Annotated in this window: 14 protein-coding genes; 9 read left to right on the top strand and 5 right to left on the bottom strand. The window is 63.0% G+C overall.

The window, feature by feature from the left end; all coding sequences use genetic code 11:
* The 4 genes from NTZ26_13320 to accC all read left to right on the top strand — a co-directional run.
* Positions 1-265, top strand: a 265-nt coding sequence (locus tag NTZ26_13320) for a glutamine--tRNA ligase (protein ID MCX6561482.1), incomplete at its 5' end; no start/stop codon positions are given.
* 173 nt (positions 266-438) lie between these two features.
* Positions 439-1,689, top strand: a complete 1,251-nt coding sequence (locus NTZ26_13325; GenBank protein ID MCX6561483.1) for a transposase — start codon at positions 439-441, stop codon at positions 1,687-1,689.
* 149 nt (positions 1,690-1,838) lie between these two features.
* Positions 1,839-2,321 carry an acetyl-CoA carboxylase biotin carboxyl carrier protein gene (gene accB / locus NTZ26_13330; protein MCX6561484.1) on the top strand — a complete coding sequence of 161 codons (483 nt, stop codon included), beginning with the start codon at positions 1,839-1,841 and terminating at the stop codon, positions 2,319-2,321.
* A gap of 6 nt (positions 2,322-2,327) precedes the next feature.
* Positions 2,328-3,683: an acetyl-CoA carboxylase biotin carboxylase subunit gene (gene accC / locus NTZ26_13335; protein ID MCX6561485.1), complete on the top strand. Its 1,356-nt coding sequence runs from the start codon at positions 2,328-2,330 to the stop codon at positions 3,681-3,683.
* Positions 3,684-4,025: 342 nt separating this feature from the next.
* Here accC and NTZ26_13340 read toward each other — a convergent pair whose 3' ends face one another.
* The 5 genes from NTZ26_13340 to NTZ26_13360 form a co-directional block, all read right to left on the bottom strand.
* Positions 4,026-4,577 carry a hypothetical protein gene (locus NTZ26_13340; protein ID MCX6561486.1) on the bottom strand — a complete coding sequence of 184 codons (552 nt, stop codon included), beginning with the start codon at positions 4,575-4,577 and terminating at the stop codon, positions 4,026-4,028.
* Between the two features lie 53 nt (positions 4,578-4,630).
* Positions 4,631-5,410 (bottom strand): inositol monophosphatase family protein, encoded by a 780-nt coding sequence (locus tag NTZ26_13345; protein ID MCX6561487.1) that lies wholly within the window; start codon positions 5,408-5,410, stop codon positions 4,631-4,633.
* 391 nt (positions 5,411-5,801) lie between these two features.
* Positions 5,802-6,497, bottom strand: coding sequence for a signal peptidase I (gene lepB, locus NTZ26_13350; protein MCX6561488.1), 696 nt, complete (start codon positions 6,495-6,497; stop codon positions 5,802-5,804).
* Positions 6,498-6,637: 140 nt separating this feature from the next.
* Positions 6,638-8,566 carry a ferrous iron transport protein B gene (gene feoB, locus NTZ26_13355; protein ID MCX6561489.1) on the bottom strand — a complete coding sequence of 643 codons (1,929 nt, stop codon included), beginning with the start codon at positions 8,564-8,566 and terminating at the stop codon, positions 6,638-6,640.
* Entirely contained in the window at positions 8,550-8,795 is a 246-nt protein-coding gene (locus NTZ26_13360) for a FeoA family protein (protein ID MCX6561490.1), read from the bottom strand. Before NTZ26_13360 ends, feoB begins: the two co-directional genes overlap by 17 nt.
* A gap of 395 nt (positions 8,796-9,190) precedes the next feature.
* On the opposite strand from NTZ26_13360, the gene NTZ26_13365 reads away from it, so the two are divergent.
* From NTZ26_13365 to ftcD, 5 genes are all read left to right on the top strand, one after another.
* The gene (locus NTZ26_13365) at positions 9,191-11,839 is read left to right on the top strand and encodes a M20/M25/M40 family metallo-hydrolase (protein ID MCX6561491.1); all 2,649 of its coding nucleotides are present in this window, start codon (positions 9,191-9,193) and stop codon (positions 11,837-11,839) included.
* Between the two features lie 7 nt (positions 11,840-11,846).
* A complete protein-coding gene (locus NTZ26_13370) occupies positions 11,847-12,674 on the top strand; it encodes a carbohydrate-binding family 9-like protein (protein ID MCX6561492.1) in 828 nt (275 codons plus the stop codon).
* A 76-nt stretch (positions 12,675-12,750) separates the two neighbouring features.
* Positions 12,751-14,112: a pitrilysin family protein gene (locus tag NTZ26_13375; protein ID MCX6561493.1), complete on the top strand. Its 1,362-nt coding sequence runs from the start codon at positions 12,751-12,753 to the stop codon at positions 14,110-14,112.
* Positions 14,109-15,569, top strand: coding sequence for a pitrilysin family protein (locus NTZ26_13380; protein MCX6561494.1), 1,461 nt, complete (start codon positions 14,109-14,111; stop codon positions 15,567-15,569). The genes NTZ26_13375 and NTZ26_13380 overlap by 4 nt, the downstream gene beginning before the upstream one ends.
* Positions 15,570-17,246: a glutamate formimidoyltransferase gene (ftcD, locus tag NTZ26_13385; protein MCX6561495.1), complete on the top strand. Its 1,677-nt coding sequence runs from the start codon at positions 15,570-15,572 to the stop codon at positions 17,244-17,246.
* The last annotated feature ends 13 nt before the right edge of the window (positions 17,247-17,259 follow it).

A 17,259-nucleotide genomic window follows, 5' to 3' on the forward strand; every position in this document is an offset into this window, starting at 1 on the left:
CAGCAAGCGCGACCCGAGCGAGCTGGAGGAAGGGGAGGATTGGAAGGTCAATCTCAACCCCCGCTCGCTCGAAATCGTCAAGGACGCCAGGGTCGAGCCGTCGCTGGCCCGGGTCGAACCGGGCCGGAAGGTCCAGTTCGAACGGCTGGGCTACTTCTGTGTGGCCGACAAGGACCGCCGGCCGGAGAAGCCCGTCTTCAACCGTACCGTGACGCTGCGGGACAGTTGGGCCAAGATCATGAAATCGGGAAAAGAGAACGAGTAACAGGACTTACCCCAATAAACTGGTCTGAAATCGGCTAAGTTCCAAGAAGCGGACAAGTTGCACGGATTTCGATCTGGAATCGGAAAAATGGGGGAACTTTGAAATAGAATGGGGTCTCTCATCTCAAAAACACGAGGAACTCGTTGGCGCGAGTTTCCCTCTGGAGACCCCATATGGATTCTGCCAGAATCGCCTCCAAAATACGAGCCCAGATTTTACAATTTTCGGGGGAACTTTCACGGGGCTTCCCCAAGGTCCTGGCCCGCTTCGTGGCCGAGATGATTTATGGCATCCAGGCCCGGCAATCGGTCCGGCTGACGGAGGTGAGCCGGGCCTTGGCCGAGCCGATTCCCATCAAGAAGACCGTCGAACGGTTATCCCGACAGCTGCGCAACCCCCGCTTGGCCAGGTGGTTGACGAATCGGTTATTGATGCGGGCGGCCGGGCGGGTTCGGGACCTGACCCTGCTCATCCTGGATCTCTCCGACGTGCACAAGAAGTATGCGCAGAAGATGGAACATCTGGCCACCGTCTGGGACGGCAGCGAGAAGACGAAGAATCGGGGTTACTGGACACTGAACATCGTCGGGGCGGAAACGGGTTCGGCTCAGATCCTGCCTCTCTATGGCCGGCTCTTCTCCCATACGGCGCCCGACTTCCAGAGCGAAAACATCGAGCTGCGGGAGGCCATCGGGAAGGTCTCGGCGAAGACCCAGAAGCGTGGGATCTGGGTCATCGATCGAGGCGGAGACCGCGGCTATCTTTATCGTTATCTCTTACATGAGGGCTTGCGGTTCATCATCCGCGTAAGAAGCGACCGCACCGTCCTGACGGACCGGGAAGAGTCCGTGTTGGAAGCCGCGCAGGACTGTCCGATGCTGTTCCATGAATACATCGCCCGGGAAGACGGTGATGGGGAAAAGCCGCGCCGGTTGGAAGTCGGTTATCGCCGGGTCCGCTTGCCGGATCATCCAGACGAGTTGGGGCTGGTCGTGGTCAAAGGCTTCGGCCGGGAGCCGATGATGTTGCTGACGAATCTGCGGTTGAAGCGAAGTCGAAAGGTCATCTGGCACATCGTTGAGGCCTATCTGACGCGCTGGCGGATCGAGGAGACGATCCGTTTTATGAAGCAGAGCTATCAGTTGGAGGACATCCGGGTGTTGAAGTACAGCCGGCTGCAGAACATGATGGCTCTCTTGGTGGCGGTCCTGTACTTCACGGCCATTTATCTGGGAATCAAAATGAAGCTGAGGGTCTTGTCGAAACATCTGGTCCGAGCGGCTCGTCGAGTGTTCGGCATCCCAGACTTCCGGCTCTACGCGCTGGCCGACGGCATCAAGCAGGTCCTCTTCAACCGCACCCGAGGACCAGGCACTTCGCCCAGACAGCCCCCGCCGTCCGTCTTCCAGCGACTACTCTTCTAAAAACTGAAAATATTTTGGGGTAACTCCTGGCCGAGTGACGGCTTGACACTACCCGGCGACTGCTGTTAAGGTAAATAGGCGTTCTAGCCGATCATTCGGGAAAAATGAAGAAAACAAAGGAGATTCCCATATCTCCCGAGGAGAGTTGCATGACCCCCAAGATCGATTTCGATGAAATCACCAAGGTCATCAAGTTGCTCGAAGACCGCGATTTGGCGGAATTCGAGCTTGAAATCGAAGGCTTCAAGATCAAGATCAGCCGAAACGCGCATGTCGTCTACGCCCCCGTCAATCAGCCGACGCCCGCTCACCAGGGCGCGGCCCGAACCGATGGGGGAGGCGGGATGGCCAACCCGCTGATGCCGCCGCCCGCCGAGCCCAAGGGCAACGTCCATCACGTGACCTCGCCGATCGTCGGCACCTTCTACCGCGCGCCCTCCCCCAGCTCGCCGCCCTTCGTGGACGTCGGCGACCCGGTCAAGAAGAAACAGACGCTCTGCATCGTCGAGGCCATGAAGCTGATGAACGAGATCGAGTGCGACATCGACGGCACCGTCAAGGAAATCTTCGTCGAGAACGGCAAGCCCGTCGAATTCGGGCAGAAGCTCTTCGCCATCGTCCCCAACGCGTGAGGCCCCATGTTTTCGAAGATTCTCATCGCCAACCGTGGTGAGATCGCCCTGCGGGTGATCCGGGCCGCCCGGGAGCTCGGCATCAAGACCGTGGCGGTCTATTCCGACGTCGACCGGAATTCCCTCCACACCATGCTGGCCGACGAGAAATACTGCATCGGCCCGGCCGCCGCCCGCGACAGCTATCTGAACATCCCCAACCTGCTGAGCGTGGCCGAGATCTCCAAGGCCGACGCCATCCACCCCGGTTACGGCTTCCTGGCCGAGAACGCCCGCTTCGCCGAGATCTGCGAGACCTCGGGCCTGACCTTCATCGGCCCGCCGGCCTCCATCATCCGGATGATGGGCGACAAGAACCGGGCCCGCCAGGAGATGGGCAAGGCCAAGCTGCCGCTCATCCCGGGCAGCGACAAGATCCTCGAGGACGCGGCCGAAGCCAAGCTGGTGGCCCAGAAGATCGGCTACCCCGTCATCATCAAGGCCGCGGCCGGCGGCGGCGGCAAAGGCATGCGCATCTGCCGCAATTCGAACCACCTGGAAGAGCAATTCCCCATCGCCCAGAACGAGGCCAAAACGGCCTTCGGCGACCCCTCGCTGTACATCGAGAAGTACATCACCGGGGCCCACCACATCGAAATCCAAATCATCGGCGGCCAAAAGGGCGAGATCATCGCCTTCGCCGAGCGCGAGTGCTCGGTCCAGCGCAAGTACCAGAAAGTCATCGAGGAGACGCCCTCCCCCTTCGTCGACGACCGACTCCGCAAGCGGATGATGAAGGCCGTCGAGGACGCCGCCGAGCACATCGGCTACGAGAGCCTGGGCACCTTCGAGTTCCTGGTCGACGAGGACAAGAAGTTCTACTTCATGGAGGCCAACACCCGGGTCCAGGTGGAGCATCCCATCACCGAGATGGTCTACGGCATCAACCTGGTCAAGGCTCAGATCCGGGTGGCGGCCGGCGAGAAGATCAACTTCCCCTTCGACCTGGAGATCCGCGGCCACGCCATCGAATGCCGGATCAACGCCGAGGACCCGACGACCTTCGCCCCCTCGCCCGGCAAACTCGAATTCCTGGTCCTGCCCGGCGGCGAGGGCATCCGGGTGGACTCGGCCGCCTACGGCGGCTGGGTCATCCCGCCGACCTACGACTCGCTGGTGGCCAAGATCATCGCTTACGCTCCGACCCGCTATCTGGCCATCAAGAAGATGCAAACCGCCCTGGAGATGACCACTATCGTGGGCATCAAGACGAACATCCCGCTGCACCTGGCCATCCTGGCCAACTCGGACTTCCAGAACGGCAACTACGACACCCAGTTCCTGGAAAAGTTTCTGGCCAAGAAGGCCAACGGCGGGACGTAAATCGGTATCGTTCCCCATTCTCGGAGCCTGCGGGGCGGTATCCGGCCCGGCGGCTTCGGGCTCTACTCGTCTTTTTCCACAGCTCTCCTCGGCGCCTCGGAACTCCGCATTTAAGATCGCCCGGTATCGTTGCCCACCCAATCCGTTTCGATAACGAGAGATGGTCGCGTGCTCAAACAGCCCTCGGCACATGCAGCCGAAGGCGCTAACATATCCCCGCCTTCGAAGGCGGGGTAGGGGTGGTGATATCAATGAGAATAAAAGTGTTGTGCGCCTTCGGAATAAAAAGCTTTTCCTTCGCCCTGCGCAACGAACCTCCGAGAATGGGAAACGAAATCGATTTTACCCCCGGGGTGGGGGTTTTCGGTAAATCCGGACGACGAACTCTCCCGTATTGTCGCCGGTGATGTTTTCGTTGACGCCCAGCATCAGCTTGCCTTCCTCGGGCATCGACGCCAGAACCCCCTTGCCGATGGCGAAGCGCTCGCCGTACCGGCGCTCGGTCTTTTCCTTGGTCTGCTTGTCCTCGATCACATCGACCCGGAAGACGACCATCCCGATCAGGCTGCCCAGGTTCTTGTCGGGCAGGGGCTGCTGCATCGTCCGCAGGGCCAGGCCCTCGGGCCCGCAGGTTGCCACGGGATTGTTCTTCTGGATGCAGATCGATCCCTCGGCCTCGAAATAGAACTCGTCGCCCAGCTTGACCTGCAGTCCGGTGTCGGTCCAGGCTGCGCTGCCGGCCTGGGTGATCGTTTTGATCAGGACGAAGCTTTCGGGGGGACCGGTCTGCGCGGCAGGGGGCGTCGGAGGCGGCTCCTGCCCCGCCAGGGGCGGGACCAGAACGAGGAGCAGCGCGGCGAGGAGAAAGCTTGCAGCAGGTCCGATGTTCCTCATGGCGAACCTCCCGGATCATCGCTCGTCCCGGCGGGGGTCGGGCCCGAGCGCGGCTATTTCGGCTTCAGAACGGAAAGCATGGCCTCGTGGACGAGGCCGTTGCTGGCGCAGACTTCGGGGCGATAGATGTCGACGGGCCGGCCGTCGAAATCCGTGATCCGACCGCCCGCTTCCCGGACGATGACGGCGCCGGCGGCCGTGTCCCAGGGGCTCAGCTTGAGCTCCCAGAACCCGTCGAAGCGGCCGCAGGCCACGAAGCAGAGGTCCAGGGCGGCCGAGCCGCAGCGCCGGATGCCTTGGCAGCGCATGACCATCCGCTCATGCTCGTCGATGTTGCAGCGGGTGGTCCAGACGTCGTAGCCGAATCCGGTGGCTAGGAGGGCGTGGCCCAAATCGGCCGTCGGCGAGATGCGGATGGGCGAGCCGTTGTGGAAAGCCCCGCCGCCTCTCTCGGCCCAGAACAGATCGCCGGTCATGGGATTGTGAACGACGCCCGCGGCCAGGTCGCCCCCTTTCTCCAGCCCGATCGAGACGCAGAAGACGGGCAGCTTGTGGGCGAAATTGGTCGTTCCGTCAAGGGGATCGATGACCCAGCGGAACTCGGCCCCGGAGAAGGATTTGACTCCCTCCTCGGCCAGGAAATCATGCCCGGGGAAGGCCTTGGACAGGCGATCGATAATCAAGGCCTGGGCCAGGGTATCGGCCTCGGTGACGAGGTTGATCTCGCCTTTGTACCGGATTTCGGTCAAGCGATGGTATCTCTCCCGGAGAAGAGATCCCGCCTCGAGGGCGATCCCCCGCGCGGTCTCCAAATACGCCGTTAGCTCGCTCATGGCAGCGGGTATTTTACCATAAACACCTCATAGACCATTGGCACACCAATCCTATTTATAGGGTTCTTCGCCTAATTCCGGGAAGGGCGGTTCGGGATGTCGACCCGGCGGCTTCGGGCTCTTTTCGCCTTTTCCCACAGCTCTCTTCGGCGCCTCGAAACTGCGCATTCCAGATTGTCCGATTTGGGAGACCACCCACTCTGTTTCGATTCCGTTTGGTGGTCGCGTGCTCAAACAGCCCTCGGCGCCTGGCCAGAGCCAGGTTCCCTCAGAGAGTTGTGGAAAAAGGCGCCGCCCTCGCAATTTCGCCGTTGGCCAACACCCCTAACCGCGTTCATTTCCCGGAGATGGGAGATGAGCCTAATTATTCCGCACCGTGGCAGACTGGCCTCTAATGAACGACCTTGAGAATGCGATTTAAGCGAGCCCGAGTGAAGAAGCCGGCGAATTTCTTGAGCCGATCGGCCAAGCCTGTCTTTAGATATGCTCCAGATTCGGCAGCGTACGAGAAATAGATGACCCAGGGTCTCCCCTTGAGGTTGGCCTTGGGAACAAAACCCCAATACCGGCTGTCCTCGCTGTTATCTCGATTATCCCCCATAGCAAAGATCGAATCGGGAGGGACGGTGATGGGGCCAAAATTGTCGCGTCGTGAGTCCTCGGCCGAGTCATAGATGCGGGGATCGATATGGCGTTTATAGAGTTCTTCAATAGGCTTATCGTTGACGAAAACCTGTTTTTTTATGATTTCGATCTTATCGCCCGGGAGGCCGATAACCCTCTTAACATAATCCTTGCTTAGCTCATTAGGGTATTTGAAGACGATAATATCTTGTCGCCTAACAGGCCTCTTGGGTAGGACCCATTGGTCAATCCCGTTGCTCACATTGCGGTATGCCATCTTATTGACAAGAAGAAAATCACCCACAAGCAAGTTCGGTTCCATCGATCCAGTCGGAATCTGGAACGCCTGGACAACGAAGGTCATGACGAAGAACACAAAGACCGCTGTCTCGATAATAAGCTCAAAATACTCTCGAAACGGCTTTGGGCTCTTTTTATTTCTTTCTCTTCTCATCTTGTTCATACCCCCCACCCGCTCGAACTAAATCTTTTGATATTAAATCAGAATTAAATAGTACTTTCAATTGATCTTACATCAAGTCAACTGAAAGAAAATATCCTAGAGATCTGAATGGGGATTGTATTTCAGAAAAGGAATAAAGGTCAGAGGAACAGGCGCACCAGCAGGCTGATCAGGATCGCGGCCGAGACGCTCAACCCCGCCGATAAAAACGCCACCCGCCGCCCCGTCTCCTTCCACAGGATGACGAACGTCGAGAGGCACGGGATGAATAGGCTGACGAAGACGGCAAAGACAGCGATTTGCTGGTGCGTCATCACGGCGGCCAACCCGGCGTAGCTGACGCCCAGCGCCTGCAGCATCATCAGGAGCGACAGCTCCTTGCGCAGGAATCCGAAGATCAGGGTGACGCCGAGAGCGCGCGGCAAACCCAAGACCCCGACTACGAGCGGCGCCAAGGCGGCGTTGATCGCCTGGTCCCAATGCAGAGACTGGACCACCCCGAGGACGAGACTGCCCAGGATGAGCAGCGGCCAGGCGAAGCGAACGAACGCTTTGAGCTGCAGGTAGATCTTGAGCCCCACATTCTTGAGCGAGGGCGCCTTGAGCGAGGGAATCTCGAGGATCAGCCCCGGCGATTCTGTCTTGATGAAGAGGCTCAAAACTTTTCCCAGGACCGCCACAAGAACGATATTGGCGGCATAAAAGCCCAGGGCCCACCAGGGGCCGAGGAAGAACGCGACCAAGGCTAGGATGATGGTCGTCCGGGCCGAGCATGGGATGAACGGGATGAGCAGGGAGGTCAGGACCCTGTCGCGACGGGATTCAAGGATGCGGGTCGAGACGATGGCCGGCACGTTGCAGCCGAACCCGAGGATAAACGGCGCGACGGACTTGCCGTGCAAGCCGATGCGGTGCATGAAGGCGTCGAGCAGGAAACCGGCCCGAGCCAGATAGCCGACATCCTCCAGCAAGGCCATCAAAGCCAGCAGCGGGACGTAGTAGGGCAGAACGATGGCCACCCCTCCCCCGACCCCCTGCAGCAGTCCCTCAGCCAAATGGAAAAGAAGCCGGCTGTCCAACCGGGAGGCCAGCAGGCTCCGCAAGCCCAGAAAAGGCTTGAGGAGAAGGGTTTCGAGGGGCGCCCCGACCTTGAATATAACGAGGAAGAAGGCTAACAGGACGGCGGCCAGGACGGGATATCCGAGCCATCGATGAAGGAGGATATCATCGAGGCGGTCGGAAAGCGGTCGGCGCATCCGTCGGACCCGGGCCGTCTCTTCGAAGAGCTTCTGGGCCAGATGATGGCGCTCCCCCGAGATGACTTCATAGGCCGGGCGGCCGCGGGTCTTCTCCAGCGAGGCCCGGGCCGCATCGAGATCGGCGGCCAGGCCCGGCTCGAGCTCGGTCAGGAATTCGGCGCAGAACAGGCCGCCGCTTTCGAGCATTCGGATGGCCGTGAAGCGCGGGTTGCCGAGACAGGGAAATCCGGCCGGGAGCCGACGGATGACGCCTTCGATCACGGCTTCGACGTCGGCCGACCAGCGCGGCGCGGTTCCGCGGCAGGGCGCGGCGAGGCATTCGCTCGCCGCATCCAGCAGCTCGAGGACGCCTTTGCCCTGCGGGGCGATGGTCGTGACGACCGGACAGCCGAGCCGGCGGGATAGGGCCGCGGGGTCGACAACGATCCCCCTGCGCGCCGCCAGATCGGACATATTCAAGGCGACGATCATGGGCAGGCCCATCTCCAGAAGCTCCAGAGTCAGCTCCAGGCTCCGCCCGAGGATGGAGGCGTCGACGACGTTGACGACGAGATCGGGCGGCTCGCCGAACAGATGGGTCAGGGCCGTGCGCTCGGCGGGATCGGAGGGGCTCAGGGAATAAGTCCCCGGCAGGTCAACGATGCTTAGGATACGGCCGCGGACGAGGACCTGGCTGTGGGTGTGCTGGACGGTCGTACCGGGGAAGTTGGAAGTGTGGGCTTTGGGGCCGGCGATGGCGTTGAAAAGCGTGCTCTTGCCGCAGTTGGGCTGGCCCAGGAAGACAATGACGGGCTCACTGCGGCCGCTCATCGATCGCTTCCACCCGGATCTTGGCCGCAATGCCCCGGCCCACGGCGGCGGTGACGCCGGAGTCCAGATTGCGCAGGAGGACCGGCCCGCCCATGATCCCCCGTCCCGCCGCCTCGATCCGATCGCCTTCATGAAAGCCCAGGGACATCAGCCGGCGGTGGACGGACTCGCCCCCGGCGATCGCGGCGATGCGGAGGACGACTCCCTTGGGCGCCTGGACGAGTGTCATGAACAGCTTATTCCTAGCGAATTAGTATATTTTATTTTAATCGATTCAGCAAGTAGCGAAAAGCTAGGCTTCGCGAATGCAGATTCCCTTCTCTCGGAATAGCTCTTTAACAAGGCGAGGAGTGTGGGGGTGAGCGCCGATGCGGAAATTTCGCCGCGTGTTCCCGTTTTTCGAAGGAATCCTGCCCGGAAAGAGGCAGGACGGCGAGGATGTCTGAGCGGACCGTACCAAGACCGTTGAATCGATGCGGGACGCGAGTTCCGAGCCGCCGAGAAAAACGAGACGCCACGGCGCAAAAATTTCCGCCAGAGCGAACCCCTATACTCCGAGCCCTTCTTGTTTTGAGGCCCCGCTTGGACTACATTACTTTTCCGTTTCATGAAAGGAACCCGCCGATGAAGCGCGCCGCCCTTCCCTTGCTCGCCCTGGCCTTTGGCCTTTCGCTCCGCTCCGCCCCGCCGGTCAAGATTCCGATCGACGGCCGCAAAGCCCTCGAACACGTTCGCGTCCTGGCCGTGGACGGCATGAAGGGCCGCGCCTCGGGATCGCCCGAATACCGGCTGGCCGCCGAATACGTGGCCGCTCGGATGAAGGAATACGGCCTGATCCCCGCCGCAGCCGGTGGATCTTACTTCCAAGACGTGCCGTTCAAGAACCAGACCTCCTTCGATCCGCCGCCCCGCCTCGCGATCGTCTCGCCCGCGGCCAAGGCCTTCACGGCCGGACGCGATCGCGATTTCTTCCCGGCCTATGGGACGGGCTCGGGGACCGCCCGGGGACCAGTCGCCTTCGCCGGCTATGGCGTCGTCTCGGACTCGCCGGCTTGGGACGATTACGCAGGCCTGGACGCCAAAGGCCGGATCCTGGTGATCCTGCCCGATGCGCCCGCCTCCTTCGGGACCGCGGTCGTCCAAAGCTGGACGCTGGAGCGAAAGGTCAAGCTGGCGGCTGAACGCGGCGCCGCGGGAATCATCGAAATGAACCTCAACGAGAGGGGCCGCCCGTCCATCCGGCGCCTAGCCTCGGGGATGATCCCGCCGGGCGCGGCCCCGGCCGGATTCGTCGTCGTCCATGCGGACCGCGACGTCCTTGACGACCTGTTTTACGCGGCTAAGTCGAGCTGGCGCGATGCCGTGAGCCGGATCCTGCGCCTGAAGTCGCCCCACTCCTTCGCCCTCGACGCTTCGGTCGAGATGGAAGCCCATTTCGCCCGCGAAGACCGGACAGCCCTCAACGTCCTCGGGCTCCTCCCCGGCCGCGATGCCAAGCGCAAAGCCGAGGCCGTCATCATCGGCGGACATCTCGACCATCTCGGATCGGATATGAACGGCCTCGTCTATCCCGGCGCCGACGACAACGCCGCCTCTGTCGCGGTCGTGCTGGAGATCGCCCGCGCCATCCAAGCCTCCGGCTACCGTCCGGCTCGCACGCTTCTCTTCGCCGCCTGGGCGGGTGAAGAGAACGGGACCGTCGGTTCCCGCTTCTACGTCGAGCATCCGGTCATCCCGTTGGCCGAAACGGTCTGCTACCTGAACATGGACATGGTGGGCACCGGAGACTCCGATCTTTTTATCGGAGGATTGTTCGAGTATGCCCGCTTTTACGATCTCATCCGGCCCAAGCTCGATCCCGACATCTCGGCCAAGCTCAAACCCCGGGTCGACTACCGCGGCTCGGACCACTCCACGTTCTGGGACAAGGGGGTGGCTTCCATCAGCCTGCGGACGGGGGGGCTCCTGACCAACGCACTTGACGACGAGCATCCCGAATACCACCGGCCGGGCGACCGGGTCGACTACATCGACCCCGAGCTCCTAGGACTGGCCGGCCGATACCACGCGGAGGTGATCCAAGCCTTGGCCGACAACACGACAGACAACCTCTTCGATCCCCGCTTCCGGGCCGAGTTCCTACACAAGGACGCCGCGGTCGTCGACCTGCACTGCGACACGATCAGCCGCTTCATGGCCGGCGAGGATTTGCGGCTCGACCTGCCCAAGGGCCATATCGACATCCCCAAACTCAAGCGCGGGGCGGTGGACCTGCAGGTGTTCGCCTGCTACGCCCCGCCGCCCGCGACGGACATCGAAAAGGCGACCTCGGCCAAGGGCGTCTTCGACCAGATCGAAGCCGTCTACCGGCTGGCCGCCCAAAATCCAGGCGACCTCGCCGTCATCCGGACCCTGGCCGACTTTTCCGCCGTCCGCAACACCGGCCAAACGGCCGCCCTCATCGGCATCGAAGGCGGCTACGCGATCCAGAACGATCTCGACCTGCTGAGGGCCTTCTACCGGATGGGAGTCCGATTGATGACCCTGACCCACTGGACGCATACCGACTGGGCCGATGCCTCGGGCGATCCGGCCCCGACATACGGCGGCCTGACGGAATTCGGCGAAAGCGTGGTCCGCGAGATGAACCGGCTGGGGATGATCATCGACGTTTCCCACTCCCACGACGAGACTTTTTGGGACGTCCTGCGGCTGTCCAAGGCGCCGGTCGTCGCCTCCCACTCCTGCTGCCGGGCCCTGGCCGACCATCATCGCAACTTGACCGACGACATGCTCAAGGCTCTGGCCAAGGCCGGCGGCATGGTCGGGATCAACTTTTCGACCGGCTTCCTGGACGCCGCAACCGACAAGAAGCGGATCGCGCTTAGGGAGTCGACGGCCCGGGAGAACGGTCTGCCGACCGACTACCGCGAAGCGATCCGTACCGACCCCGACAAGAAGAATCCGGCCTGGGCCCTGGCCGACAAACGAATCGCCGAGCTGGACAAGACCCTGCCCAAGGTCGATGTCCGGACTCTGGTCGACCATATCGACCATGTCGTCAAGGTCACCGGGAACGCCGACGCTGTCGGCTTGGGCTCGGATTATGACGGCATCTCCGCCGCCCCGGCCGGACTGGAAGACGCCGGGAAGCTCATCGCCGTGACCGAGGAGCTGCTGCGCCGCGGCTACAAAGAAAGCGACGTCCGCAAGATCCTGGGCGGCAATTTCCTCCGCATTTTCGGCGCCGTGGAACGGGCCGCGGAAAAGTGAGCGCCTCATGACGAACGCCTATGGATGCCCCCCTTCCGATCTGACCCGCTATGTCTGCCGCCGGACATCCCGCCCGCCGGCCTTGAACGGCCGCCTCGAATCCGGGCCTTGGCGCCGGGCCGAGCGGTCGCCCCGCTTCGTGGACCTGGTCACAGGCGTGCCGGGGCCGTTCGACACCCGAATGGCCGCCCTCTGGGACGAGGAATATTTTTATGTCGGCTATTGGGTGGAAGAGCCCCATGTCCAAGCCCGCCTGACCGAGCGCGATGCCTTCATTTGGACCGAGAACGACGTCGAGCTGTTCATCGCCGGACCCGACGGCTACTACGAATTCCAGGTCAACGCCCGCGGCACGATCTATGAAGTCTTCTATATCTGGCAGGATGCCTACCGGAAAGCGGGCTTCGCCGACCGGCCGGAGTTCGATCTCTCGGCCCATCCCGTCGACGTCATCGGCGGCTTCCAGGATGTTTCCCGGTACGGGAAACACCCGCGGGGCCGTCGCTGGGCCTTCATGGATTGGGATTTCCCGGGCCTGCGCTGGGCCGTTTTCGTGGACGGAACCCTCAACGACGACCGGGATATCGACCGCGGTTGGAGAGTCGAGCTGGCCTTTCCCTGGAAGGGATTCGCCGCCCTGGCCCAGGGACGGCCTCTTCCCCCCCGCGACGGCGAGGAATGGCGGATGGACTTCAGCCGCTTCGAGGCCTTCCATGCCGCCGGGATCAGGGTCTCGCCCGATCCGGGCTGGGCCCTGAATCGGCACGGAGTCTACGATTCGCATATCCCCGAGTGCTTCTCGCGGATCGTCTTTTCGTCCGAGGAAACCGGTTGATCCCAGGGGACAGGGGCGGCCCGTCGCGTTCCCTTCTCCCCCCGAATATGGTACCTTTAACGCCGTGGCAGTTTCGATGAAGGCCCGCGCGAGGAGAGGTCTGGCCGTCGCCTGCGCTCTCCTGCCCTGGCTCGGGCTGTCCGGATCGCCGCAAATCCAGCCGGCCGCGCCCGCCGCCTCCCAGCGGGAGGATTTCCCGCTGACCCAATACAAGCTCAAGAACGGGTTGACGGTCGTCATCTCGGAAGACAACGCCCTGCCCCTCGTTTCGGTGGTCGTAGCCTACAAGGTCGGTTCGCTCTATGAACAGCCGGGTAAGACCGGCCTGGCCTCGCTCCTGGAAAACCTGATGTTCGCCGGCTCGACCGACGTCCCTCCCCTTCAGCACATCAACTTCATCAACCGCGTCGGAGGGAGCTTGAGCGCCGCCGGCGCCGAAGATCGGACCGTTTTTTATCAGACCCTGCCGGCCAACAACCTGGCCCTGGCCCTCTGGCTTGAGTCCGACCGGATGCGGTTTTTGGAGATCGACGAGGCCCGCTTCGACGCCGCCCGAGGCCAGCTTCTGGACGACCTCCGGGCCCGGCGCAAAACCGAGCCCTACTACGAGGGCCTGGCGGCCTTCGACCAGATGATCCATCCGGATTTCGCCTTCGGCCATCCCCCGTTCGGATCGGAGGAGGACATCCGGGGGCTGACCCTGGAGGACGCTCGGGCATTCTATGCCGCTTATTACGCGCCCAACAACGCCGTCCTCTGCATCACCGGCGACGTCCAGAAGCCGAAGGTCCGGGAGCTGGTGGCCCGTTATTTCGACACTCTGCCCCGGGGCCGCGACATCGCCCCCGTCTTCGACCCGCCCCCCGCTCCCGGCCGCAGGCCGGCGCAGCGCGATTTTCTCGATCCGGCGGCTCTCTCCCCCGCCTTCAGCCTGGGCTTCCGCCTCTCGCCCTCGACCTCGGCCGAGTACTACACCCTGGTCCTTCTGGATTACGTGCTTCTGCGGGGCCGGACCTCGCGTCTCTCCCGCCGGCTTCTGGACCCCGACCGCAAGATCGCCTTCCGGATGGCCGGCGGCATCGAGCGGCGCCGGGAGAGGTCCATCTATAAAATCTTCGTCCAAGCCAACCCCTCCCAGCTCGAGCCCTGCCAAATCGAGATCTTCGACGAGCTGGCCCGCGTCAAGCAGAGCCTCCTCTCGCCGGCCGAGCTCGATCGGTACAAGGCCCTTTTCAAGCGGGAATACTACCGGCGCGTCGGTACGGCCATCGAACGGGCCCTGTATCTCGTCGACCTGTGGTTCATCCAGCGGGACCTCGACGCCGCCCCGGCCGAGCTGGCCAAGTTCCTGGCCGTGACCCCGGCGGACATCGTCGGCCTGGCGGCGCGGTATTTCACCCCGGCCAACTCCTTCCTGGTCAACATGAGGCTTCGATGAAAGGTCGGCCGAATAGGCTGCCCGCGACCTGGCTCTGCCTGGCGCTATTAGCCGCCGCTCCGCTCACCGCCCAGGAACGATTCCGTCGGACTCCGCCGGCCGCCGATCCCCTGCCGTCGCTCGGGCTTCCGGCCATCGAGACCGCCGGCCTGACCAACGGCCTCCGGATCACGGTCGTGCCCTGGACGACGACGCCGCTGATGAGCCTCCAGCTCGTCCTCGACGCCGGGGAAATCCGGTCGCCCAAGAGCCTGCCCGGGCTGGCGACCTGCGCCGCCAATATGTTCCTGCGCGGCACGCGCACCCTTTCGGCCGCGGCCATCGAGGAGCTGGTCGAGTCGCTGGGCGGCTCCATGTCGCTCGACATCACCCAGGATCATGTCTTCGTCACGTTCCAGTTCCTGGAAGAGAACCTCGACGCGATCATCGCCCTTCTGGCCCAGATGCTCCTGCAGCCGTCTTTTTCCGAGCGCGAGCTGATCCAGGTCAGGACCAACCTGACCTACGAGCTGGCGGAGCGGGAGAAGGACCCGGAGTTCGGGGCCCGGCGCCACCTGATGCGCCTGCTCTTCCAAAACCATCCCTACGCCAGCTTCGCCTTCGGCCGCGACGTCATCAAGAACTGGAACCTGCGCGACCTGGCCCTGTTCTTCGATCGCTTCTATCGCCCCAACAGCGCCCAGATCATCCTGGCCGGCAACATCGGCCTCGACGCCGCGTCTCGCCGGATCAGCCGCCATCTCTACATCTGGCAGCGGCGGGATATACCCGCCCTGCCGCCCCTCGCCCCGCCTGTCCAGGATCGCGACCGGATCTGCTTCTTGGACGTCCCCGGGGCCAAGGACTGCGCGATCATGGCCGGCGCCATCTACCCGCCGCCCGAGATCCCCGACCGGTTCGCCCTGTCCGTCCTGAACCAGATTCTGGGCGGAACGCTCAATTCCCGCTTATTCATGAGTCTGCGCGAAAGCAAAAACTATGCCAAGTACGCCTTCAGCGAAGTGAACCACTTCCGGGTCGGGGCCTTCTTCCTGGCCCGGGCCTTGGTCGCCCCCCGAACCCTGTTCCCCGCCACGGAACAGCTGTTGAGCGTGCTCCGCCTACCGGCCCGGGAACCGGTCTCCGTCGATGAGATCCTGCAAGCCAAGACCGTCATCACGGGCAACTTCCCCCTGCGCCTGGCCCGGCTGGAGGACTTCGCCTCGCGGGCGGCGTTGATCAAAGCCGCCGGTTGGGGGGATGAAGCCTGGAACGGCTATTACGAACAGACCTGGTCCGTGGGCGCCGACCGCATCGCCGAGACCGCCCGCCAGCGCATGAATGCCCCGTTTCTAATCGTCATCGCCGGCGATCGGGCGGTCTGCGACGAGCGGCTGATCGAGTTCGACCTGGTCGAATACTACGATGCCAAGGGCCAGTTTCTCTACACCAAGAGCCGCGACCGAAAGGAGCCTTGAATGAAGATCGTCGAATGCGTCCCCAACTTCAGCGAGGGACGGGATCAAGACAAGATCCGGGCCATCACCGCCGAGATCGAAGCGGTCGCGGGCGTCAAGCTGTTGGACGTCGATCCCGGCGAATCCACCAACCGCACCGTCGTCACCTTCGTCGCCTCCCCCGAGGCGGCGTCCGAAGCCGCCTTCCGGGCCATCCGCAAGGCTGCCGAGGTCATCGATATGGCCTGCCACAAAGGCGCCCACAGCCGGATCGGGGCGACCGACGTCTGCCCGTTTGTCCCCGTCTCCGGCGTAACCATGGCTGAATGCGTCGCCCTGGCCCATGCTCTCGGCCGCCGGGTGGCGGACGAGCTGGGCATCCCGGTCTATTTCTACGAAGAGGCCGCCCTGAAGCCGGAGCGCCGCAATCTAGCCGCGGTCCGCCAGGGCGAATACGAAGGCTTGGCCGAAAAGCTCAAGGATCCGGCCTGGGCCCCGGATTGCGGCGAGCCGGTCTTCCGAGCCTGTTCGGGGGCCACCGTCATCGGCGCCCGCGAGTTCCTGATCGCCTACAACATCAACCTCAACACCCGCGACCGCAAGCTGGCCAACGAGATCGCCCTCACCATCCGGGAAAGCGGCCGGGCCCAGCGCGACAAGGACGGCGCCATCGTCCGCGACGCAGCCGGGGCGTCGCTCAAGCTGCCGGGCAAGTTCAACCACATCAAGGCCGTCGGTTGGTACATCGAGGACTACCAGACGGCTCAGATCTCGATCAACTTCACGAACTACAAGGCGACTCCCATCCATGTCGTCTTCGACGAAGTCTGCGAGCAGGCGGCCCGGATGGGGATGCGGGTCACCGGCAGCGAGCTGGTCGGGCTGATCCCCAAGGACGCGCTCCTCGCCTCCGGCCGGCACTACCTGGCCAAGCAGGGCAAGTGCCCCGGGGTCCCGGAGCCGGAGCTCATTCGAGTCGCTGTCCGCTCCCTCGGGCTCTCGGATGTGGCCCTCTTCGATCCGAAGAAGAAGATCATCGAATACCAGTTCGAAGAATCGGCCAAGGCCCTGGTCGGGATGACCCTGCGGGCCTTCGTCGACGAGCTGTCGATGGAATCGCCGGCTCCCGGCGGCGGCAGCGTCGCGGCCCTGTGCGGCGCGCTGTCGGCGGGCCTGTCCTCGATGGTGGCCAACCTGACGGTGGGCAAGAAAGGCTACGAGCGGTTCGCCGAGGAGATGAATCGGACGGCCCTGAGGGCCCAGGAGCTCAAGGACGAGTACCTGGCCCTGGTCGATCTCGACACCAACGCCTTCAATAAGGTCATGGACGCCTTCCGGCTGCCCAAGGCCACCGAGGATCAGGCCCGCGAGCGGGACGCCGCCGTCGAGGCCGCCACCAAAGAGGCGACCCTGGTTCCGTTCCGGACCCTGGAAGCCGCCCTGGACCTGCTCAAGCTGGCGGCCGTCGCCGCCCGCGACGGCAACCGCAACTCCCTCAGCGACGCCGGAGTGGCCGCCCTGGCGGCCCGGGCCGCGGCGGAGGGGGCCTACTACAATGTCCGGATCAACCTGCCGGGGCTCAAAGACGCCGCCTTCAAGGCCCAAACAGCCAATCAGGCGGCCTCCCTGCGCCGTCGCGTTCTGCGGGCCGCGGCCGTGATCGGCACCCGTGTCGAGAAAGAATTCGCCAAGTCCTAATAACCCAAGAAAG

This window comes from Candidatus Aminicenantes bacterium (assembly GCA_026393855.1).
Classification (GTDB): domain Bacteria; phylum Acidobacteriota; class Aminicenantia; order Aminicenantales; family UBA4085; genus UBA4085.